Annotated in this window: 21 protein-coding genes; 6 read left to right on the plus strand and 15 right to left on the minus strand. The window is 45.1% G+C overall.

The features are described from left to right. Positions 1-10 precede the first annotated feature (10 nt). Positions 11-619 carry a DUF1826 domain-containing protein gene (locus tag ACRRS1_RS02845; protein ID WP_432454670.1) on the minus strand — a complete coding sequence of 203 codons (609 nt, stop codon included), beginning with the start codon at positions 617-619 and terminating at the stop codon, positions 11-13. 294 nt (positions 620-913) lie between these two features. On the opposite strand from ACRRS1_RS02845, the gene ACRRS1_RS02850 reads away from it, so the two are divergent. From ACRRS1_RS02850 to ACRRS1_RS02860, 3 genes are read left to right on the plus strand one after another with little or no spacing between them, the layout of a single operon-like run. Next, entirely contained in the window at positions 914-1,666 is a 753-nt protein-coding gene (locus tag ACRRS1_RS02850) for a metal ABC transporter ATP-binding protein (RefSeq protein WP_432468446.1), read from the plus strand. Continuing rightward, positions 1,659-2,555, plus strand: a complete 897-nt coding sequence (locus tag ACRRS1_RS02855) for a metal ABC transporter permease (protein WP_432460865.1) — start codon at positions 1,659-1,661, stop codon at positions 2,553-2,555. Before ACRRS1_RS02850 ends, ACRRS1_RS02855 begins: the two co-directional genes overlap by 8 nt. Beyond that, on the plus strand, positions 2,552-3,466 hold the full coding sequence (locus tag ACRRS1_RS02860; protein WP_432460866.1) for a metal ABC transporter substrate-binding protein: 915 nt from the start codon (positions 2,552-2,554) through the stop codon (positions 3,464-3,466). The genes ACRRS1_RS02855 and ACRRS1_RS02860 overlap by 4 nt, the downstream gene beginning before the upstream one ends. A gap of 171 nt (positions 3,467-3,637) precedes the next feature. Here ACRRS1_RS02860 and ACRRS1_RS02865 read toward each other — a convergent pair whose 3' ends face one another. From ACRRS1_RS02865 to kduD, 14 genes are all read right to left on the minus strand, one after another. Beyond that, a complete protein-coding gene (locus ACRRS1_RS02865) occupies positions 3,638-4,594 on the minus strand; it encodes a helix-turn-helix domain-containing protein (RefSeq protein WP_432454666.1) in 957 nt (318 codons plus the stop codon). Positions 4,595-4,785: 191 nt separating this feature from the next. Further along, positions 4,786-5,538, minus strand: a complete 753-nt coding sequence (locus ACRRS1_RS02870; RefSeq protein WP_432454665.1) for a hypothetical protein — start codon at positions 5,536-5,538, stop codon at positions 4,786-4,788. Positions 5,539-6,292: 754 nt separating this feature from the next. Next, entirely contained in the window at positions 6,293-7,414 is a 1,122-nt protein-coding gene (locus ACRRS1_RS02875; protein ID WP_432464322.1) for a DcaP family trimeric outer membrane transporter, read from the minus strand. Positions 7,415-7,573: 159 nt separating this feature from the next. Continuing rightward, a complete protein-coding gene (locus ACRRS1_RS02880; protein WP_432464323.1) occupies positions 7,574-8,932 on the minus strand; it encodes a serine hydrolase domain-containing protein in 1,359 nt (452 codons plus the stop codon). Positions 8,933-9,303: 371 nt separating this feature from the next. Then, positions 9,304-10,470 carry an oligogalacturonate lyase family protein gene (locus tag ACRRS1_RS02885; protein WP_432468444.1) on the minus strand — a complete coding sequence of 389 codons (1,167 nt, stop codon included), beginning with the start codon at positions 10,468-10,470 and terminating at the stop codon, positions 9,304-9,306. A 66-nt stretch (positions 10,471-10,536) separates the two neighbouring features. Beyond that, positions 10,537-12,303 carry a sodium:solute symporter family protein gene (locus ACRRS1_RS02890; protein ID WP_432468442.1) on the minus strand — a complete coding sequence of 589 codons (1,767 nt, stop codon included), beginning with the start codon at positions 12,301-12,303 and terminating at the stop codon, positions 10,537-10,539. Positions 12,304-13,114: 811 nt separating this feature from the next. Continuing rightward, positions 13,115-13,891 carry an IclR family transcriptional regulator gene (locus ACRRS1_RS02895; RefSeq protein ID WP_432468440.1) on the minus strand — a complete coding sequence of 259 codons (777 nt, stop codon included), beginning with the start codon at positions 13,889-13,891 and terminating at the stop codon, positions 13,115-13,117. A gap of 124 nt (positions 13,892-14,015) precedes the next feature. Continuing rightward, positions 14,016-14,855: a 5-dehydro-4-deoxy-D-glucuronate isomerase gene (gene kduI / locus ACRRS1_RS02900; RefSeq protein WP_432454659.1), complete on the minus strand. Its 840-nt coding sequence runs from the start codon at positions 14,853-14,855 to the stop codon at positions 14,016-14,018. A gap of 275 nt (positions 14,856-15,130) precedes the next feature. Beyond that, on the minus strand, positions 15,131-15,754 hold the full coding sequence (locus ACRRS1_RS02905; protein WP_432454658.1) for a bifunctional 4-hydroxy-2-oxoglutarate aldolase/2-dehydro-3-deoxy-phosphogluconate aldolase: 624 nt from the start codon (positions 15,752-15,754) through the stop codon (positions 15,131-15,133). An 11-nt stretch (positions 15,755-15,765) separates the two neighbouring features. Then, a complete protein-coding gene (locus ACRRS1_RS02910; RefSeq protein ID WP_432454657.1) occupies positions 15,766-16,695 on the minus strand; it encodes a sugar kinase in 930 nt (309 codons plus the stop codon). A gap of 174 nt (positions 16,696-16,869) precedes the next feature. After that, the gene (locus ACRRS1_RS02915) at positions 16,870-17,511 is read right to left on the minus strand and encodes an RpiB/LacA/LacB family sugar-phosphate isomerase (RefSeq protein ID WP_432454656.1); all 642 of its coding nucleotides are present in this window, start codon (positions 17,509-17,511) and stop codon (positions 16,870-16,872) included. Positions 17,512-17,553: 42 nt separating this feature from the next. Beyond that, on the minus strand, positions 17,554-17,874 hold the full coding sequence (locus ACRRS1_RS02920) for a cupin domain-containing protein (protein WP_432454655.1): 321 nt from the start codon (positions 17,872-17,874) through the stop codon (positions 17,554-17,556). Positions 17,875-17,889: 15 nt separating this feature from the next. Continuing rightward, positions 17,890-18,408, minus strand: coding sequence for a YgjV family protein (locus ACRRS1_RS02925; protein ID WP_432460868.1), 519 nt, complete (start codon positions 18,406-18,408; stop codon positions 17,890-17,892). A 30-nt stretch (positions 18,409-18,438) separates the two neighbouring features. Continuing rightward, the gene (kduD, locus tag ACRRS1_RS02930) at positions 18,439-19,200 is read right to left on the minus strand and encodes a 2-dehydro-3-deoxy-D-gluconate 5-dehydrogenase KduD (protein ID WP_432454653.1); all 762 of its coding nucleotides are present in this window, start codon (positions 19,198-19,200) and stop codon (positions 18,439-18,441) included. 256 nt (positions 19,201-19,456) lie between these two features. Between kduD and kdgR the strand changes: the two genes are divergently transcribed. The 3 genes from kdgR (at position 19,457) to ACRRS1_RS02945 (ending at position 22,899) form a co-directional block, all read left to right on the plus strand. Beyond that, the gene (kdgR, locus tag ACRRS1_RS02935; RefSeq protein ID WP_432454652.1) at positions 19,457-20,239 is read left to right on the plus strand and encodes a DNA-binding transcriptional regulator KdgR; all 783 of its coding nucleotides are present in this window, start codon (positions 19,457-19,459) and stop codon (positions 20,237-20,239) included. A 76-nt stretch (positions 20,240-20,315) separates the two neighbouring features. Continuing rightward, positions 20,316-22,178 carry a DUF294 nucleotidyltransferase-like domain-containing protein gene (locus tag ACRRS1_RS02940; protein ID WP_432464324.1) on the plus strand — a complete coding sequence of 621 codons (1,863 nt, stop codon included), beginning with the start codon at positions 20,316-20,318 and terminating at the stop codon, positions 22,176-22,178. Positions 22,179-22,188: 10 nt separating this feature from the next. Beyond that, positions 22,189-22,899 carry an exonuclease domain-containing protein gene (locus ACRRS1_RS02945; RefSeq protein WP_432464325.1) on the plus strand — a complete coding sequence of 237 codons (711 nt, stop codon included), beginning with the start codon at positions 22,189-22,191 and terminating at the stop codon, positions 22,897-22,899. Positions 22,900-22,928 lie beyond the last annotated feature (29 nt).

The following is a 22,928-nucleotide window of genomic DNA, read 5'->3' on the forward strand; positions in this document are numbered from 1 at the left end:
GTAAACCAAGCTAACTCGCAAAATCTAAACTTAGTAATAAGCGAGGATAAAGCTCATTTGAGGTGGGCGAGCGGTGGAACAAACCATGCTCGCTATCGTCCTCCCAACCTTGTCCTTTTAGCAGTGCAACGGCAAACAAAGGAATATTATGAACCGCAGGTGCTTCTGTTGGACTGCTTGAGCCGTTACGGCTTGCTAAATCACGGTATTCTGTGCCTGCACCTAGGTAGCTGACCAGTAACCGACATGGTACCTGATCGCAATGAAATTTAGGACACATGCTTTGCTCAAGTTTGACCAAACGCAAACCGATATGCTCCAGTTCGAACAAACAGCTGAACATGTCGCAGATGAGCACCAGATCTTCAATCAGAGCTGCACGTCCTGGCCCCGCAGGTAACTTCTGGCTCATATAGTCCGACACTTCGCCAACGCTTAGGCGGGCAGTGATCCCCCGAAACATGCTGTGACTGGCAACCAGCGTTTGTGCATAGTCGAGAATGTCTGAGTCGGTATCGCGCAGCCACACCGTAAGTTCGCGTTTGCTGTCATAGATTTCGGTTAATACCTCGGGGGTGTTTGCTTTACTGGTCAGCGTGTCGCTGATTTGCGCATTCATTGTTTCAAGCCCGCTTTCGATTGCCGTTCAAGATCTAGGCAATGCTGGAAGCCAAGCCCATGGGTGATTGGTTGTATGTGGATGATTGGTTTTTTGGCAAACGCGGGATAGTTAAATATCAAGGCTTCATCCTCTTTACTTTATGATTGATTGAATGATATGTTACATCGTAACATTATGTAAAGAGATGGTGAAGTCATGCATTTTTATTTTCACGGTATTATTACTCGGCTATTCCCTTTTGTCTTGCTGGTGATTGGCCTGAGCGTATTGACTTACTGGGTCGCTTAAAGCATGCAAGCAATCATTTCTATGGATCATTTAAGCATTGGTTATCAACCACATCAGCCGATAGTGAGTGACTTAAATGCTGCTATTCCAAACAATGGCATGTTGGCATTGGTTGGCTCTAATGGCGCAGGAAAGTCTACTTTGCTTAAAACCTTATTGGGGCTGATTAAGCCCTTGAGCGGTCACTTGAGTTATCAGATTAATCCACGACAAGACATCGCATATTTGCCGCAGCATTTAAGTGTAGAACGGAGCTTTCCGATCGACCTCAAAGCCTTTGTGAGTACTGGCTTGTGGTCTGAAACGGGTTGGTGGCGTTCGATGCGGCCTTATCAGCAACAAGTGCAACAAGCACTGGCACAGGTGGGCATTGAAGATTTAGCCACCAGCTTACTAAGTGAGTTGTCGGGTGGCCAGCTGCAGCGAGCTTTATTTGCTCGCATGTTATTGCAGCGCAGTAAGCTGTTACTTCTCGACGAACCCTTTAATGGCGTAGATGAACCTACGGTTGAAGTGTTACTACATCAGCTTAAATGCTGTCAGCAAAATGGTGCCACAATCGTGGCTGCAGTGCATGATCTTGAGTTGGTGAAGCAGCACTTTGAGCACTGTTTGTTGTTTGATGCTGGTGGTATTACGCAAGGTCGTAGCCTGCAATTATTCAGTTCAAGTTGCTCTGGGCAGGCGGATCATCCGCTGCAGGAGTTAGCAGGGTTTACGCCTAACCAACCATTATCGGGAGCAGAGTATGCTTGAGTTGAGCGAGATACTTTTTGCCCCGTTTATTGACTATCAATTTATGAGCCGAGCGCTGTTAGGTTGTGCAACATTATCGCTGGGCTCTGCGCCGATCGGGGTATTTTTGATGTTGCGTCGTTTGAGTTTAACTGGCGACGCTATGGCTCATGCTATCCTGCCTGGTGCTGCCTTGGCTTATTTAATGTGCGGGCTTTCCGTGTTAGCTATGACCATTGGCGGTTTAATTGCGGGTTTGCTGGTGGCCATGTTAGCTGGCGCAACCGCGCTTAAAACCAATAGCAGTGAAGACAGCACCTTAGCCGCCTATTATTTAGGCTCGTTAGCCTTAGGGGTACTGTTAATTTCAGCCAAAGGTAGCAGCATCGACCTGCTGCATGTGCTGTTTGGCACCGCGCTAGCATTAGACAATACCGCGTTAACGCTACTTTTACTGATCTGTTTGTGCAGCCTGCTCATCCTCACTCTTATCTATCGGCCACTGGTTCTCGAATCATTAAACCATGACTATCTGGATGGCTTTGGCAAGAGCGGAAAAATTGCACATTTGGCATTCATGTTTTTGGTGGTTGCGAATCTGGTCGCTGGTTTTCATGCCCTTGGAACATTAATGGCAGTCGGTTTAATGATTTTGCCTGCCTGTATCGCGCGATTTTGGACCCGTAAGCTCGAACCCATGTTGTTACTGTCGATAGCACTGAGTATCAGCGCTTGCTGGGCTGGCTTATTGTTTTCCTATTATTTTGGCTTTGCCACGAGCCCTAGCATTGTTCTTTTACTCACCGTTGGCTATTTGCTTTCGGTTATTTTTAGTCCACAAAATGGTTTGTTGACGCGTCATCAATGCAAGCAAACCCCTGCCCATCAACATAAGGATATGCAGTTATGATTCAGAGATACCTTGTCACCGTATTCATTTATTTTTCTATATTTATACCGACCTTAAGTATTGCCGCCCCAGTGAAGGTGGTGACTAGCTTTAGCGTGTTGCAAGATCTTGTTCAGCAAGTTGGAGGTGAGCAAATACAACTCACGAACCTTGTGGGTGCCAACGGTGATGCCCATGTCTATCAACCGTCGCCTGCAGATGCGCAAGCCGTTGCAGAGGCCGATTTATTGGTCGTGAATGGTTTAGGCTTTGAGGGATGGATGGATCGTTTGGTTGGATCTTCAGGATTTCATGGACTAAAAGTCACCGCATCGGATGGCATTCATGTGATTCACCTTGAGCATCATCAAGATGGAGACAGTGAGCACCAAGAGCATCACCATGGAGACTTCGACCCCCATGCTTGGCATAGCGTGGTGAATGTGCGTACTTATGTAGAAAATATTCGTCATGCTTTAGTGACCGTGGCACCGCAGCATGAGGCTTATTTTAAGCAAAACGCTGCACTTTATCTAAAGCAACTGACTCGATTGCAAACTGAGCTTAAGGCGCAAATGTCGCAGATCCCAGAAGATCAACGTCAGGTGATTACTTCACACGATGCTTTCGGCTATTTGGCTCGAGATTATGGCTTTCACTTTACTGCACCGCAAGGCATGAGCACCGAGTCGGAAGCTTCAGCGGCTGAGGTTGTCGCTATTATTAAACAAATTCGTCAACAACATATCAAAGCGGTATTTGTCGAAAATATTTCAGATCCTCGTTTAATCAAACAGATCGCACGCGAGACTGGCGTGAAGATTGGTGGCGAATTGTATTCGGATGCTTTATCCGCAAAAGATCAACCCGCCGCAAGTTACATTTCGATGATGAAATATAATGTAAGCACCTTGGTGAATGCGCTTCGCTAGTGATGGTAAGTGGTTTGAATTATGAGTCATATTTGATACTTAAGTCCTGAATGAAGCATTTGTGTTTGAGTCTCTTTAATCAAAACTTGGGTATGGCGCATTTAGGTGCATCTATCTTGATTCTGTTGGGCTAGTGCGGTCAGCGAATTGAGCACTTGCCTTAGGGGAGGCCTATTTTGCGCAGAGCCTTTGGTATTGGGAGGGCGTTTGTTTAAGCCATCCTTTAAAGGCTCGGTTAAAGTTTGACAGGTCGTTATAGCCGCATAACCAAGCCGTTTCAAAGGGGGATACGCCTTCACGCAACAGTGTTTTGGCGCGAGTGCATCGCGCCTCATCTCTTAATCGACGAAAAGTTAAACCCAGTTCGGTGAAATGTCTTTGCAAAGTTCGTGGTGAGCTGCCAATAAGCAGAGCTAACCATTCAACATTAAACCACGGTAATACAGCATAGGTATGAATCAAAGCATCCAGCGTTTGCAGCCAATGGGATTGTCTCGCTTGTAACTCAACGGGTGTGAAGTTATCCGGTAACGGAATTTCTAAGGCGCCAAAGGGATAACTAAAGGTGAAAGACGTCGCGCGAAAAGAGGCCGGAAGATTACTTGCCAAATGACTTGAGATACTCATAAAAACTGAGGCGGGCTGCCAGTCTTTCCCACAATAGATTCGGCACAAAGAAAGTAAAGCGAAAGCGCGAAACCATTCGGTTTGGTCATAGCCCAAAGCCGATGGGTGGTATGCCCCGCGATGACATAAAAACCATTTACCATCGATTTTTTCTGGCCAAATCACCACATGGTTATTTAAGGTGGGCATCAATTCGATTAAGCGCTGAACAGCTTGTTCTAAACGCTGACACTTGCTTATTTCTAAGTGTAGATTGGGGGAAATTTGTTCTAAGGTAATTAGGCGCCCAACTTCCAGACCAACGCGTTGGTTGGTATTTTGCATCATGGTATTGATAAATCCCATTGCTTGATGGCTTGGGATCCAAGATCCGCTTTGGCTCATATCGTCAGGAAAACGATAGCGTTGGGCTACGCTTTTCCATTCTATGCCCTTGCGCTCAAAGTAATCGATAAAGGGAAGCAGGTTATTCAAATTGGTAATATTGATGTTATTTGGCATTCCTTGCTCTCTGATGATATTCCTTATGACCAAGGTTTATCTTATAGGATATAGACTAGAGAGCAATATATGCAGTTCAGGTGCTTTTTAAGGGCGTTAATTCTATCGTGAATATCGATGTTTGATGTCGCTCTGCAGCGTTAGCGGATTGTTTGACTAAAAGCTATCCCTGCTTTTAATCCGCCAATGCCTTAGAAGTACACTTTGTAAAAGGCCCAAGCAACCGTGTCATTAATCTCAATTTTTTGATTGCTCGACTTCATATTGCCAGAGCTATGTTCAATTTTGAATTGTCCCCAGCGTTTACCATCGCTCGACAGTGGGGTTCCTAGAGTTATTGATGTTTTTAAGCTTGAAGTGGTAATGTCGCCGTCCATATAAGTATATTCAGGAGAGAACATTAAGTAAGTGCCGTCTGCACCAGGCTTCCAAGAGAAATAAGCAGCAGCCATACCCCCGAGGATATTATTATCAGTTTCTCCCATCATCGCGGCAAAGTCTTGATCATATTCACCGGCTAAAACCCCGACGCGACCAAAAATGGTGAGATTTTTTACATTTGGTTTAAACATTGCCACCGCGCCTACAGCTAGGGTTGTAAAGTTTTGGTTGTCGATTAAATCCAGTGAGGCTGCTGCGGTTGGTACCAAGGTGTTTCCCACATTAAATACATGGAAATACTGTAGTCGGCTATCATTATAATTTCCGTCTCGATCCATGCTCCCTTCAAGCGTTCCCATTGCCATCTGGCCATTTTTAAGGCCAAAGCCTACTGAACCTGATAGTTTCACATCTCCCTGATTACTCATTCCTATGTAGGCAGAGGTATTCACGGCTGTAAGGTTGGAAGGGTCAACTTTATCTTTAGATTCAGCTGCGTGACTGAGGCCAATGCTCGAACATAGTAAAGTGCTGGTTAAGATGGTTTTAGTGAAGTTGTTCATATTTGTGCTCCTGTGTTTATCTTGAGCACACTATAAACATTGGCGATTTATCGATATAGGTCACTTTGCGCCAGATATGTGTTGCTGGGACTGAGAGGCTATTCGGCGCATCAAGCTGGCAGCATGAATGGTTATTTTTGGAGCGGGCTGCACGATGAGTCGCCAAGGCATCGATACTGATGAGCTCTGTCAAGCGCACTGGATAAGCTTTGGTCTCATTACTCGTGCCGCACTTCGAATGTTCGATCTCTGGTTCTAAGTGGGCCATCAAATGTAGTTATTTGAATTCAATTTTGGTTTGCCTTGGGTGGAAAAGGCTTGGGTTTAAATCAAGAGTGATCGCAAACAAGGCCATCAAGTTTGGCTAAATTGCATCGAGAACTGAGCATAAAGCCTGTTATTCACTTGAGTTTTAATTTGTTTTGATTACTCACTCGTTTCTGATTTGCCAGTCTACGATTGGCCTTGTGGAAGGCTCTGTCTCTTTGTTATCTATGGGACAGTGCCTTATCAGCTATGAGTTGCTATTCAAGGTATTTTTGTAGGTATATTTCGAGTGTCGATCGTAGGAGTTAGGGCTTGCTTAGACCGCTCAAGTGGTTTAAACGTTATGGGTGAGGTGTGAGCCCTTTCGCTCATGGGGGGATGAAGGATGCGGTTTGAATCGGTGTTTTACTTCATTTATCGCTATGGTTTCGTGTTGCCGATATCAATCACTTTCGGCAACAAGCTTACCCAAGCAAGGTCGGCGCGGTTAGTATTTCCATTCCATGCCTAACATCACACGGTGATTATCACGCGTGCCTGTAATGTTTCGCTCATATTGTGAGTAATTATATTCAAGCCCCAACATGAGGTCTGGTTTAATATTCCAGAGCAAGTTGAGTAGACCATACTGGCTGGAGGTAAAGGTATCGATGGTCGATGTATCTTGCCAATCGAGCGCGCGACTGGCGACTCTTCCATAAGCCAGTACTGACTTGAGATCGGGACGCCAATAGCGTGTATAAGAGGCCATAACACTATGAGTGGTTCGTAAGTCTAGTGTTTTCTCGGCTGAGTTCCAACTGCTGCCTGTGTTCGACAGACCTAACAGGTAGCGGTCGGTGCCTTGCCCTGTGTAGGCGAGTAATGAAACTTGGTCTCTGGGTGTGGGGGACCAACCTCCGGAAAGTTGAACGCCATAGCCTAACTTGCTAAATTCTGTTTGTTCGCTCGCCAGACGAACCTCAGTGAATGCACTACTTGCTCTGAGCCAACCATGCTGATGTGTCCATTCCAGCCCGATGATTAAATCGGGTGATGAGCCGCTGTTGTCTATCGCATCTTCGCTGCTATTTTGGATATCACTATTGGTGCCATTTTCAAGGGCAAGATCATATTTAAATGCCCCCTGGGTTTGCGACCAACGAACCATGGTTTGGCGTTTAAAGACCACGCCACTGAGGGTGGGCTCGGCTAACGAGAGCGGGTAGTTACGCATGTCCATAAAGGTTGACCAAGTTTGACCAGCCAAAATCTGACTATTGTGCCATTGCCAGCTCAGATAGGCCTCACGTAGTCGCGGTGACATACTGGCATCATTGTTCGCATTAAAGTCCATGGCCAGTAATGACTGAAGGTGGCTGCCGTCGCGAAAAGATTTGACAGCCGCGAACTTAAATTGTGATAGAGACGCATCTAACTTGGTATCGCTGTGATGACTTTTTCCATACAAACTGTTGGCGGGAATATTAATACCGACACCCGCGGCGTCACTATCATGAGTGATGATGGTTTTTATTGAGCCGCCAAACTGATAATCAATGTCAGAGGCAAGGCAAGGGGTGCTTGCCAATATCAAACCATAAGCGAGGGGAATTAGTTTGGTTTTCATATGAAATCACTTGAATGATTGAACAATACTTAAGCAAGACCGCCGTGCTCCACCAGCTCAGTCAAAAAGAAGTGCTACTCCTCAACACAGGAGCGTGTATAACGAGGAATAACACTGAAACTAATTTGGCGGTTTCTCAATGAAACCGCCATCCGAACTCTAATGACCAGCAAGTACTTTAGCGGCGGAACGCATCAGCGCAGGTGCTTTATTTTCACCAAAACCAGAGTGGTAAGGGTTGGTTGAGAACACGACACCGACAAAATCACGGTCTGGATCGACATAGATGAACTGCCCTAAGTTACCGCTTTTAGACATCGCGCCATCTTCGAAGATATAATCGAACTGATATGAGTTGTAAGATGCCTTTTCATTAAATGCATGTAACGAGCTAGCTTCTTTAGTGGTTCCGGCAAATGCAGTTTTATCGCCATTGTTATGGATCCGGTCGAGCATTGCTTGCGAAACGATGGGTTCGTCTGTGACCGCGCTCCAGCTTGGCGTAAATAGGGTTCCCCAGCGAGCCATATCTTCCAGCGTTGTGGACACCAAACCAACGGCGATAGCCATACCATCAGGTGTTTGGTTAATCAGCATGGGCTGGCGTGCATTCACTTTCGACCAGACCCGGTCTTCGAACACTTTTGCCCATGTGGTGCCTTCGATATTCTCGATCATCTGGGTGAGAACAATGGTATTCATGGATGCATAACGGAACTGCTTACCGGGGGCATCCCCTTCAATTTTTTTGGTATCTCGAGCGACATCTATCCAGCTTTCATGTTGACCCGTTGAGAAACGTGGAGAGCCAAATGCAGAGGCAAAGAAACGCACCACGGGTGAGTCTGGATTCATGATGGATGCTTCGGTCTCTTCATTGTCTAAACCTGTTGCATGATTCAGCGCGTTGAGCACTGTCACTTGATCCCATACTGTGCCTTTTAGCTCGGGGACATACTCCGTGATGATTTTGTTGTGATCGATTTTCCCTTCTTCGGCGAGCATCGCGACCACGGTCCCAACGGTGGTTTTGGCTGCCGATGCCCAAATGTGTCGGTCCGTTGGTTTCATGCCTGGGTATGCTTCATAGACAATTTTACCCTTGTGGATCAACATAAATCCTTGGGTACGGAATTTAGGGTCTGCAAGGTAGTCTTGCATAGTCATTTCACCCTTGCTTTCGGTATGTACGGTCAGCTGAGCCAGTTCGGGATGGAGCTCTTTAATCAGAGGTTTGTAATGCTCACTGGGAGATGCAACAGCAGTAGGCATGAATTCGCTCATATGCATGTTGTAGTATAAGGCGTGGTCGCCCCCCATTTGCCAGTGGAAGTTGTTAAACTGAGCTCGCGCAGAGTCTACAAATTCATTTGAAAAGGATTGTGGGGCAGCTTGTACCGGTAAAGTCACTTGTGCGCCCTCGGCTTTTAAGGCCGCTGTAACGGGGTTCTCAACAGCTTGTACGACACCGCTAAGAGCAAGAGAAGATAAGATTAAGGCGATTGGTTTAAGTTTCATGATGTTGTCTCCTGTGTTTGTGTGGGACTAATATACGAAACAGCCAATCCGGTTTATAGGTCACTTTACGCCAAGTTGCCGATCCTTAAGCCAATTATTAGCGACAGGCTTTGATAGCCGCTTAGTGGCTAATAGGGGGGAAGTCGGTGCTAGGTGCGGTTAAAGCATGTTAGGGCTTGCCAATTGTTGCTATTAAGGCGCAGGCCTTCAGCGCTATTAGATTTAACTATGAGCGGATGTTTGATTTGCTAAGTTTGATTAAGCGTATGGACGGATTGCTGTAGGCCTTATGGCCCCGTTTGCTGGCCGCGATGAAACAAAAAAGCCCCCGCGAAGCGGAGGCTTGTTGAATTGAACGGCGAAGCGCTTAATTAGGCTTTAAACTGTTCTGGAAGTTCTGCGATGTAAACTGCAGGAACACCTTCAAAATCACTGGTAAATAATACCCCGTCATCATTTGGCGTAAATGATGGGTGAGGGTGAGTGATTTGACGGTCGCCGCCTAATACTTCCCAAGAGGAGTTGTGCTTGGCCAACTTCTTAAAGCTCTTGTTTTTGGTGTTCATCACGTACAAGAAGGGGTCGTTCTCGATGTCATAGCTGTCGCCATCGGCAACATCTACTGGTGCATCACAACCGTCACCAACCATCAGTGAGCCATCGAAGTTGCTCATTAGGTGTGAACAAGGTGGCATCACCATTACTTCTTCATTTTCTAAGGTCTCAGGGTTCGCTTGGTAGATCACCCGGTCGGTTTGTCCTTTGAAGTAAGACACGTAGCCCATGGCGCTGCCATCGGGATACCAGAATTCATGGGTACAAGACTCGCCTTCCGCGTGTTCTTTGACTTTACGAACGTTACTGCCGTCTTCATTAACTAACCACATGCGTGCGTCAACAACGTCGTGCGGACCTTCGTGGCAGAAGCCAATCGTTGAGTCATCGAACGGACGGTAGATAGGGTGACCTAACCATGCGTCGGCTTGGTGAACAACGCTCACATCACCGGTAGTAATGTCAACTTTAATCAGGCGACAAGTTGGATTGGTGAAATAGAAGTCGTGGAACATTTTCCAGTCGGTTAGGGGAGCCCAGCAGCTTTTCAGGATCTCAATTCCAACCAGCTTGGTACAATCGCTATTGGCAACCCAAGTGCCGTAGCCTTTCCATTTATCATCAACGGTGTAAACCACAGTTTCTTCTAGTGTTTCAAGGTCAACCTTCATTAGGTTAAGCTCGTTCTTCACATAGAACATTGCTTTATCGTCGTTGGAAACAAAGCCGCCAAAGGTATTATCGCCAGCACCTTCGGTTAATTGAGTTGCTTTTTGAGTCTCTAGATCCGCCAAGTAGTAGTTGCGATTACCATCAAAATCACCTGCAAATAACAGTTTTTTACCATCTTGAGTAAAGCACTTCTGGTAGAAGTAGTTACGATGACAGGTGATATCTTTAGGAGTTAATCGAATCACTTTTACTTGGGTATCACTATCTAGAAAAGATTCAAACTCTAGTGTGACGACGTTGCCTTTAGCCATAAATATATCTCCGATAGAGTAAAGGCTGCACTCATACGATAGCAGCCAGTAAATGAAATCATATAATTATATTGCAGACACCGCAGTCGGTTGTTTCACATCCAACTTCGCGCTCTTCTTCAGGGCGTAGCCCACTGCAAATATTGCTGCCGCACAGGCCAAGAAGAGTAGGCGTCCCCATAATGGATTTGGAATGAATACCATTAGGGTTAGGCCAGCTGCCATATAAATTACCAAGCTGCCCAGTTTTGCACGTTGCATCCGATCAACAATGTCTTGTCCTTCTTCTGCGATACATTCCCGGTCTACATCTTCGAAGAAGTCCTTAGTTGTCGCAATATAAGGGTCTTTCGCTTCATTGTAGAATAAGGTTGTGATGCAGAAGAAACCAGCGGTGAAGATCAAGTGTGCTGCAATCGTAATAATAGTGCGTAGTTCGCCTGCTTCACGACCGGTAATGCTATCGATGCCGAACCAAGTGGCTACAAACTGTGGTGTGAAGATTTCGACCACAGACCAAGAGACCAACATACCCACAACAACCGTAGCCCAAGGAGCCCACTTCGGTGTTTTACGAATAATGATACCGAGGAATAAGGGGACTAGGATCGGTGATTGGAGTAGCGTGGCGACTTGCATCATTAGGTCGAATAAGCTTAAGTGCTTCAATGAGTTGAAGAACTGAGCCATCAAAATAACTAAGACACCGTTGACTAAACAAGCGATTTGACCCACACGTAGTAGCTCTTTGTCGTCAGCTTGTCCTTTACGAACAATGGTGGAGTAGAAGCTACGTACAAAAATACCTGAGTTACGGTTAAGCGCCGAGTCCATCGAGGACATTGTCGCCGCAAATAGACCTGCCATGAGTAGACCTACGGTACCTAAAGGCATGGTTTCTCGAGCGAATACCAGATATACCGCATCGCGAGCCTTCGCCCCTAACTCTGGGTAGGCCGCGGCCGCATCGGGATATAAAATGGCTGATGCCCATGGTGGAATAAACCAAATAATAGTACCAACAACCATCATCACGAGCGCCATTAAAGCGGCTTTGCTGGCGTTCTTAGAATCTTTAGCATTTAGAAAACGGTAAGACTCCTGCATATTGTTGATACTTTGTAGCTGTTTCACCACGAAGAAGATGAAAGTACACACTAATAACAGCGGGTAGTTCATATCGGGGCCCATAATGAAGCCACCGGGGAATTCGTTGATGATTTCGCCTGGGCCGCCAACGGCATAGAGCGCAACGCCTGCACAGGCGATAGAAATCACAGCGACCACTAAGGTTTGAATGAAATCAGATGCGACCACACCCCATGCACCACTCAGCAATGAAATCACCAATACTGCTGCACCAGTGACGTAAATAGTGGTGATAATGTCGGCATGGAACACTGCAGAAGCAAAAACCCCTAAACCATTCAGCCATACGCCAGCATTAATCACGCTCAAAGGAATGATTACCCAGGTGAAGAATTGCTCATTGGTTGAACCATAACGACGTCTAACGCCTTCGGTTGGGGTGTCGACTCGCATTTGGCGAAAGCGACGTGCAAAATAGAAGTAGGCAAAAACATAGGCGACCATGTTGCCGATAAATACCGCGAGTACCGCGAAGCCATCGTTATAGGCTTTACCAGCCGCACCGGTAAAGGTCCAAGCTGAGAACTGAGTCATGAAAGCAGTTGCTCCCACCATCCACCAAAGCATTTTACCGCCCCCACGGAAGTAATCGCTGGTACTGTTACTTGCCATTTTTTTGAAGATTAAGCTAATCGCAACCATTAGTGCAAAGTAGCCTGCAATGACTAAATAATCATATGTCATGGTTAAATCCTAAACGCTAAATTAATTGCAGGCATTATAAGGTAAAAAAGAAAACGGTATTTGATAAAAATCGAAACATCGGTTCATTATTTGTGTTTTACGTTTAAAATGTGATCTTGATCACTGTGTGCCTGCTTGCGATTATTTTCGATTTTACCTCTCATTATTTAGTATTTTATCCCCGACAAACCGTTGTTGTGCCTTGAAGGCGGGTACTCGTTTGCAAATTAGTCCTCCAAGGATTTGCCTTAGAGTTCGATCTGGAACTCTGTTGAATTTCAAAACAGCTAGGTTATTTCATCACAGACGTCGTGTGGTGTTTTCATTTAGCTTGTATCGCTTATCTAAACTACGCTTGGAGCTGTTCTCTGAGTAGAAACGCAATGGTTTGGCATTCCCACAATGAGCAATTGATCCAGAACGTAGATTGATTTGTGCGATTTTAATATTGATAAGTGTGGCAGCGTTTAGGAGTTGCCCCATCAATAAACTCACGTATAAAACAGTATTTCAATAATATTAATTAGCATATTCAATATATATGAATGCATAAAAATAGAAAGTGTTTGCTTGGCAAAGTGTGAAGCTTGTTTAGGCTTTTATACTGCGAGGCCAATGTATTCGTTTAGGCGCGTGTTTTTGTCTGGTACTTGGGCTTGAGATTGGGTTGGGGGAGACAGTTCTTGGTGATTAAACATTTGGTTTGCGAATAAGCTGCGGTAGTTGGTTGATTCAGCGAGGCTCATTTTAGAGCAGAGACTCTCGCTTGTTGTGGGTTAACATTTCGGCCAAGGCGATATTCTTTAATTTTTTAAGCCTCAAGGCTCAAATTGTGGCTTAATTTTTTGGCCATTTTGAGTAGTTGCTGTCGGGTATGCTCTAGGTCGTCGACAGGATGATGTACGGTATTTTCATTTAAACTAAGAAACGGAATGGTCGCTACCGCCAGTAACCCGCCGTGAACATTTAAGATGGGTACGCTGATGTTGGTCACGCCGGAAATTTGAGGGCTGGGGCCAACAAAGTAGCCCTGCGCTAAGGTTTGTTCGAGTACGGCTAAAGCCTGATTTTTTTCGTCTGCTGTGTCTTCAAGCTGGGCCAAAATCTGGTTTCGTTGCTGGGGGTTACTGTAGGCGAGTAGGATGATCCCTGAACCAGAATTACAGATACTAAGCTTGGCTCCGAGTCGAAGGCTAAAGCCCATCTTGTAGGGACTTTCTTGGCGAGCGATAACCACCAATTCACCATGTTGATAGTGGCTCAGATGGCAGGATTGATTGATCCGATCACAAAGCTGTTCAAGTAAGGCTGGGGCTTGTTTTAGTAATAGCGCGATAGGGGGGTGTTGATTCGACAGAGTAAACATTTTTAGGGTTAGTGAGTAGGTTGCACTATCCAAGTCATAACCGAGGTAGTTTTTCTGTTCTAGCAGCAATAACATGCGAAATATTTCGTTGACACTACGCCCCAGCTTTTCGGCGATTTGTTTTTTACTCAGCGGTTCGGCTTGGGTGGCGAGTAGCTCAAGTATTTCTAAGCCTTTTTCTAGCGCTGGCGCTCGGTATTCAGGAGAGGGGGTATTTTTCATAGCTCGTTCAGGAAGGTCCTATGCAGGTGATACTTCACGAGGGATCATAGAGATCCTCTGGTGTAATTGAAGGCAGAGTGCCAATTTTGACACTCTGCTTGCCACATTGGAAGCTTGGTTTGAGCTAACGTAGTTGGCTTGTTTCTACAAAATCCATGTCGTCAAAGGTTTGATTCTCGCCCACCATTCCCCAAACGAAGCTATAGTCTTTGGTGCCGCAGCCGGAGTGAATCGACCAGCTCGGCGAGAGCACTAGTTGGCGGTTATTCACCACCAAATGGCGAGTTTCTTGGGGTTCCCCCATCATATGGAAAACGACTTGGGAAGGTTGAATATTAAAGTATAAGTAAGCTTCCATACGCCGTTCATGGGTATGGGCTGGCATGGTGTTCCATACGCTGCCGGGCTGCAGATGAGTGACCCCCATACATAGCTGGCAGGTGTCTAGTACATCTGGGTGGATATACTGGTTGATCACTCGTTCATTGGCGGTATCTTGCGAGCCGAGTTCAATTTTAATGGCGTCATCTAATGATATTTTACGAGAGCTAAATTGCTGGTGAGCGGGGGCGCTAAGACAATATAACAAAGCGGGATTTTCGGGATTTAAGGATGTAAATCGAATGTTTTTTTCACCCTTGGCCAAATAAGCTGCATCTAGATGACCCAGCGTGTACTGTTCGTTATCACTTTCAACCAAGGCCTTACCACCGAGATTGACAATACCTAGCTCGCGGCGCTGCAAGAAAAAGTCGGTACCGAAAGCTTGGTTATCGATAAAGTCTGCTAGCTTGAGTACTTGCGTAATGGGTGATACTCCGATCGCGACAATTCGATCAATGTGGCTATATACCACTTGGATCTGATCTTCGATAAAGAGTTGCTCGGTTAGGAATTCCTCGCGTAAGCGAGCGGTGTCAAATTGTTTGACATCTCTTGGATGACTGGCGTGTTTAATAATCATAAGAACCTCATTCAATAATTATATTGAGTGTAGTGTCTATTTAAATATGATCAATTCGATTTGTATATGAATAATGTTTTTGTGAACGCGATCATTGTTGCTTACGATCAATTAAATCAACGGGATGCTGCGTTGCTTGGTATATGCGAGGATTCGGAAGCTGAGTGACGAATGACGAGGTAAGATAATTGGGGCAAAAAAAAGACGCCTAAATGAGGAGTAAAGGCGCCAAGAGACTATGATAGTCAAAGTTAAGTATTGGAATTATGAAGGAATTAGTCGATGATCCCGGCCACTTCGCTGACCAGTTTAGCAAGTTCATCCCATTGCTCATTGTCGATCAAATCGTTTGGAACCATCCAAGTACCACCACAGCAAAATACGCTTGATAGTGCCAAGTAATCGTTCACGTTTTTGGGATTTACACCACCAGTAGGCATAAATTTAACGGGGTAAACTGCTGCTAATGATTTTAACATTGCGACGCCGCCAGATGCTTCCGCTGGGAAGAACTTAAGCGTTTCAAGACCCATTTCCATCGCCTGTTCAACCAGACTTGGATTATTCACACCAGGAACAATAGTTACATTGCGTTGCTGGCAGTATTTAACTGTGCTTGGGTTGAAACCAGGGCTGACTACAAAATCTGCACCTGCATCCATCGCTTGGTCAACTTGTGCAGGTGTTAGTACGGTACCGGCACAAATTAGCATTTCAGGGTAAGCTTCACGCATTGCTTTGATTGCGTCTGCTGCTTGCGCAGTACGGAAAGTTACTTCGGCGCAAGGTAGGCCGTTTTCAATCAGTACTTCTGCTAATTTTACTGCTTTAGAAGCATCGTTAATTGCGATAACGGGTACAACTTTGATCTCGCTAAGGCGTTGATTGATGGTTGTCATGCTTGTCTCCATTAAATAGTTGGCATTACGTCGCGAGATATTACCGCGCCGCGATGTTGAATTACATTTCCTGCTAGCACATGGCCTGCCTGAGCCGATTGTTGCATATCGCCACCAGTGAGTCGTTTTGCTAAATAGCCAGCACTGAATGAATCGCCAGCGGCCGTGGTATCTACGACTTTATCGATTTTATTCGCGGCGACCTCAGTTAAGCCATCTTTATCTACGACATAACAGGCTTCTGCGCCACGTTTCACAACAATCTCGGTTACGCCCAATTGTTGGCTGCGTTCAATGGCTTGTTGTTCATTGGCATCACCCCATAATAGTACTTCATCATCGAAGGTGAGGAAGGCAATATCGGTAATTGCTAGTATGCGCTTATAGAAAACCTGCGCTTCGGCGGCTTCTTTCCATAGTGCTGGGCGATAATTGTTATCAAAGACAATTTTTACCCCTTCGTTACGGCACATCGTGAGCACTTCAATTAAGGCTTCACGGCTTTCATCAGATAGGATCGCTAAGCTAATACCGCTTAAATAGATCATCTGGTGCTGGCATAAGTCTTTTGCGAGTGCACTTAATTGCTGATCTTTGATCCAATATTTTGCTGCTGAATCATTCCGCCAATAGAAAAAACTACGCTCGCCGTCATCGGCGGTCTCAATTGCGTAAATGCCAGGCAGCTTTTCTTTAGAAAGATAGACCATCTCGGTATTAATGCCTTCTTCTTTCCAAGCCGCGAGCATTTCAGAACTAAAAGGATCAAGCCCTAGTCCGGTCACGTAAGAAGTCGTAATACCGTGTGGTTTGGTTAAACGAGATAAGTAAACAGCGGTATTTAAAGTATCACCGCCAAAGCCTTGTTCTAGAGAACCGGCAACTTTTCTTAGCTCGACCATGCATTCACCGATAATGGCTACACGGGAAATTTGGGTCATTAGAATGCTCCTGATCATTTATTGCCGCGATTATACACAATTCCGGGTGGCTATAAATAAAAATTAAAACGATGTTTCATTAATTTGTGATGAAGGTCTAAGTTGTATCATAAAAAAATGGCTAACCTCATCGAGGCTAGCCATTTTTAATGTTCACGCTAAATCTTAGGTTGTTTAGCCTAAAATTGATTTTACATAGGCTTCGATTTCTGGCACTTGGCAGTTGTCGAAGAAACATTGTTGGAAGCGCTCACCAGAAACTGCAGTTTTCACTAATTCTGAGTCAATCGCTTTCAATGTATCTAGGTAGTTTTCTTTAACGACAGCAGATTTAACCTCGTTAAGGATCCCAGCATTGCGTTGTTGTGGTTCTGCACGCTCTAGTGGGTAACCTTGACCACGCTCACCAGTGGTGAAGGCTTTTTCGAAGATATAGCGAACGTTTAGCTCAGCACCCCAGCCAAAACCTTTCGCAAATGCTAGTGCTAAAGCGTTACCGTTGTTGATTTGGTTGAATAGGAAAGCATCAGAAGGATCTAAACAGTAACCACATACCACGCCTGGGTGGATGTTGAGTGACATCATCGCACCTTGGCCAGTACCACAACCAGTAACGACAAAGTCAACTGCTTTAGAGTTGATAAGGATACTCGCCATAATGCCGAGGTGGATGTATGTGAGGTGATGGTCGTTTTCATCGCTCATACCCACGTTGTAAACAGGGTAGTCTAGTCCACCAACAACTGTTTGTAGTTGGTCTAGTACTGTTGCGTTTTTGCCAGCTTGGCTATTTTCCATCATTAATGCAATTTTCATTAAATTCTCCTGCAGTATTTGCTGCGATAAATTAAAGTGTGATTAAACGAAGTCTTTACGCATAGGGGTGAAGTTGTCGATCAACACACCCGCTTCTAGGCAGACACAGCCGTGTTCAATATTTGGCTGTTTATACATGGTGTCACCGGCTTTGACGACTTTTACTTCATCACCAATGGTGAATTCGAATGCGCCCGACATGACGTAAGTTAATTGCTCATGCGGATGGCTATGCATTGGGCCAATGGCTCCTTTTTCGAAGTGCACTTCAACCGTCATGATGTTATCGCTATAAGCAAGAACTTTACGAGAAACGCCTGCTCCGAGGTCTTCTAAAGTGATTTGGTCGTTAAATACAAACATAGTTCACCTAATGTGTTAGTGATTAAGGGTCAGCGCTTGGCGACGTTCACGGGTTAAACGGTAGATGGTGATCAAGTTCATATGGATCACGGTAATTTCTAGGAGTGTTCCACCAATGGAGCCCACCGTTATGTTGTTGATTAACCAACAACTAGCCCCTGCGAGGAAGCCGAGTCGCATCGGAATACCTTTCAGTACAAATACCGAGTAGGTTCCGATAATCGTGCCTAGTATCGGCCAGAGATCCCAGAGGGTATCAGACATGTAAATGCCACTGGCCAAACTAATGCTGATAAATACCACCGCAACCTTTTTCGATGAAACATAAATCGCGGTTGCGGTTCGTAGCGCAGAAAGTAAAGCGCTGAGCGCAGAAACGACTGAGCCCAGCAATAAATAGTGTACGAGATGGTTGAGATTGAAGATTAACATCACAATCTTCAGGGTTTTATCATTTTTCTGATAAAAGGTTGATATCCCTAAAGCAAAGCTCACAAAACCTAATGCTTGCGCAAAAGATAAATCAACCACCATTATTTTAATTACTCTCTTTTTTTGTCGCGTTTAGCGTGATAACCAGCCGCCGTCGACAGCAATGGTATAACCGTTGATGTAGTCAGACGCTTTAGACGCAAGGAATACACAAGGTCCTGCTAAATCTTCTGGTGTGCCCCAGCGAGCAGCTGGAATACGGCCAACAATTTCGGCATTACGGGCTTCATCGGCACGTAAAGCAGTGGTGTTGTTTGTCGCCATGTAGCCAGGGGCAATCGCATTTACGTTCACGCCGTGAGCAGCCCATTCGTTGGCCATAAGACGAGTCACACCCATCACGCCGCTTTTAGATGCGGTGTAAGAAGGCACGCGAATACCACCTTGGAAAGATAGCATTGAGGCGATGTTGATAATTTTGCCGCCTTCACCTTGTGCGATAAATTGCTTGGCAACTGCTTGAGACATGAAGAATACAGACTTGATGTTGATGTTCATCACGTCGTCCCAGTCTTGCTCTGAGAAATCAATCGCATCGTTGCGGCGAATAATACCGGCATTGTTTACCAGAATGTCGATACGGCCAAATTCTTTCACGGCAGTTTCGACAATTGATGGAATGTCATCTAACTTCATCAAGTTGGCGCGAATGTCGATAAATTTACGGCCAGTTTCCGCCATTTTTTCGATGGTTTCGGTGGGTTCAACAATGTTTACACCAACGATATCACAACCCGCATTAGCTAAACCTAATGCCATGCCTTGGCCAAGACCAGTATCACAGCCAGTTACAATGGCCACTTTGCCTTGTAAGTTGAATGAATCAAGAATCATGTTATTTCCTCTAAACTACCTAATTTAGTGATAGCTTCAATTGAAGTGTCACTATTAATGCGCTCAATATACCAACAAATAGAACCGCTTTCCATTTATTTTTGAAATTACGTTTTAAAAAAATTGGTAAGAAGGCATAAGTAATCGTTGAATTATATGCGCGGTTTCAAAATTCTGAAAACCGTTTTCAAAATTAGTGGTCGTTCGCAAAGCTTTGGTTATAATGTCAACAAACATAGTTAAGTAAGGGAAAGTAATGGAAAAGGCAACTCAGCCTGAGGCGGTATCGTCGGTATTAAAGGTGTTTAACATCCTGCAAGCCTTGGGCGAGCAAAAAGAGATTGGGGTCTCTGAGCTATCACAACGTCTCATGATGTCTAAGGCAACTACCTATCGTTTTTTACAAACGATGAAGACCTTAGGCTACGTCTCTCAAGAGGGGGAAGCTGATAAATATTCTTTAACCCTTAAGTTATTCGAGTTAGGCGCTCGGTCATTAGAATATGTTGAGCTGATTGAATTAGCCGATAAACAAATGCGGCATATCTCCGAGCATACTAATGAAGCTTTGCACTTAGGTGCCTTAGACGAAAGCTCCATCATTTATATTCACAAGATTGATTCGGGTTACAATCTACGTATGCAGTCGCGTATTGGTCGCCGTAATCCTTTATACAGTACTGCCATTGGTAAAGTATTGTTGGCAGGGCGTGAAGAGAGCTTTGTCCGTGAAGTTCTTACTGGTGTGGAGTTTATTAAACATACTGATAAGACTTTAGAAAATACAGAACAGCTACTGGCGGAACTGCAAGTGGTTAGACAGCAGCACTATGCGGAAGATAACGAAGAGCAAGAACCTGGACTACGTTGTATTGCAGCCCCTATATTCGATCGTTTTGGTAACGTGATTGCAGGTATTTCTATCTCTTTCCCGACCATCCGTTTCGATGAAAAGCGCATGTCTTATTATGTCGGCTTATTACATAAGGCCGGCAAGAATATTTCTGAGCAACTGGGTTATCAGCATTATCCAAGCTAAAATCCGCAGCCTACGGGCTGTTTTTTTTGTGCCAACTTAGTATGTAAAACGCTGTTTCATTTTTAATGGGTTTAAAATGGGTACCTCCCTTACTATCAATGTTTTTGATTTTCTCGTGAAGCTCGATCCTTTTGATCGCCTACCAACGGCTCTGGTGGATAGCTTAGCTAATTCAGTGAAGGTGAGTTACTTAACTCGAGGTGAAGAGATACAGTTTAGCGCTCAATGTGAACAACGTTACTTATATATTATTCGCACCGGGGCGATCGAGCAACGTCTGAAAGACGGCGAATTACGTGCTCGTTTGGGCAAAGAAGATCAGTTTGGTTTTACTTTCTTAGGCCCTTTAGATAAAGCAGAAGATGGTTATCGTGCGGTTGCCATTGAGGATTCCTTACTTTACTTAATTCCTCATCAGCAGCTACAGCGGATCTGTCAAGAATATCCAGAGTGCGAGAATTATTTTGCCACGCAAGCTTTAGTTCGTTTGAGTTCGGCGGTGGATTATTCCCGTAAAGAGGATAATGGTCTGTTCTTCCGTTCGGTGGGAGAAGTTGCGAGTAAAAACATTGCGATTGTCGACGCCGATACCCCGATCCAAGAAGTCGCTCGTGTAATGTGCGGCGAGCAGCGTAGCTCTTGCGCAGTGGTCAAGCAGGGCGACGACATTGTGGGTTTGGTGACGGATCGCGATATGACCCGTAGTGTGGTTGCTACGGGGATTGACCGCAGCTTACCTATCCAGCAAGTGATGACGCCACAGCCGACGCTGATCCAGAGTGATGATAAGGTGATCCAAGCCATTTCTTTGATGTTGCAGTATCACATTCGTTGCTTGCCTGTATTAAAAGGTCAAAAGGTGGTGGGTTTACTTACCACCTCTCACTTGGTACATAATCACCGTACTCAAGCGTTATTTTTAATTGAAAAAATAAAATATGCCAGTTCGGTGGGTTCGTTGGCCACCTTAAAAGACGAGCGCTTGTCGATTTTTGAGTCTTTGGTTGACAGTGGGGTTAGCGCCGAAATTCAAGGGCGCGTGATGTCGATGATTATGGATGCTTTTACGCGTCGTTTAATTCAACTCTGTGAGGAACTACTTGGTCCTCCGCCAGTGGCATACGCATGGGTGGTGGCAGGCTCGCATGCCAGAAATGAAGTCCATATGTTATCCGATCAAGATAGCGCCATTGTCCTGGCCGATGAGATTAGTGCCGCTGATAGAGTTTACTTTCAGCATCTTGCGATGAAGGTATGCAATGGTTTAGCTGCCTGTGGTTATCCATTGTGTGATGGTAAGTATATGGCGGCTACCGCTCAATGGTGCCAGCCCTTAAGCCGATGGAAAGCCTATTATCAAAAGTGGGTGGCTAGCCCAGAATACAACAAGTTATTGAGTATTAGCGTCTTTTTAGAAGTTCGTGCGATCTATGGCGAGCATGAATTGGTTGATAAAATGCAGCAGTATTTACATCAGTGTATTCAGCAGAGCCGTAATTTTATTCCTGCCTTAGTCAAAGATGCAGTTGATACCCAACCTCCGTTAGGGATTTTCAATAATTTGGTCCTGGAAAAGGGCGGAGAGCATAGTAATACTTTAAATATTAAGAAATTTGCCTTGAACCTGATTATCGATTTAGCCCGTATATTCAGTCTCGCTGCGGGAGGATCGCTGACCGGAACCGAGGAACGTTTTCGCTATGCTGCGGAACAAGGCACGCTTTCTCAGGATAGTTGTGACAACATTATTGGCGCTTATCATTTTATTTCGCAAGTTCGTTTTATTCACCAGATGCACGCGATAAAAGCAGGTAAAGAGCCGAATAATCATATTGCGCCTGCTTTATTTAGCAGTTTCGAACGAAAACATCTTAAAGAGGCCTTTAAAATCATCAGTGAGCTACAAAGTGTAGCCAAATTGCGGTTTATTAAGGCGTGAGCGAAAAACCATGTTTAAGACGCTGAAAAGAACCTTTGCTAAAAAGCTGTCCCCAGAAGCGCAACGTTTAGCGATGCTTGCAGATCCCACGTGGTCACTTGGGATCCGCCAATATTTATCGACGCCTTTGCCCGCGCTTACGGCTGCATTTAACTCACTTCAGTTTTTGGCTTTAGATTTTGAAACCACAGGGGTTGATCCTCAAGAAGACCGAATTTTGAGTATCGGTCTGGTGCCGATGAGTCTTGCTCAGATAGAAATCGCTGAAGCGCAAGAGGTGTTCATTGCGCACGGGCAATACATAAAAGCGGATAGTGCAAGAGTAAACCAGATTACTCCGCAAATGCTTGATGGGGGGCTACCTTTAGAAGAAGGTATTAGTCTGTTATTTCAAGCTTTATCAGGTAAGGTGTTATTGGTGCATGGCGCTTGCATTGAACGAAATTTTATAGATGCTTACTTTAAACAATACCTTGGCATTGAACACTGTCCTTTGTATATCATTGATACTTTAGCGATTGAAAAGAAACTCAGTTATTCGGGGAGAACTGGTGCACATAAGAGTTTTCAGCTGAATGATTTGCGTCGTCACTACGGTTTACCTGACTACGTTTCTCACTCCGCCGCCAGTGATGCCTTCGCTTGTGCTGAATTATTCATGGTTCAGTGTAAGAAGTTGAATATAGCTGCTACGACTTCCCTGCGAGATTTACATCTCTAACTTGAGCATGGCGCTTCTGGCCATGGTTG

The organism is Agarivorans sp. Z349TD_8, assembly GCF_050870825.2.
In the GTDB taxonomy this organism is placed as follows: domain Bacteria; phylum Pseudomonadota; class Gammaproteobacteria; order Enterobacterales; family Celerinatantimonadaceae; genus Agarivorans.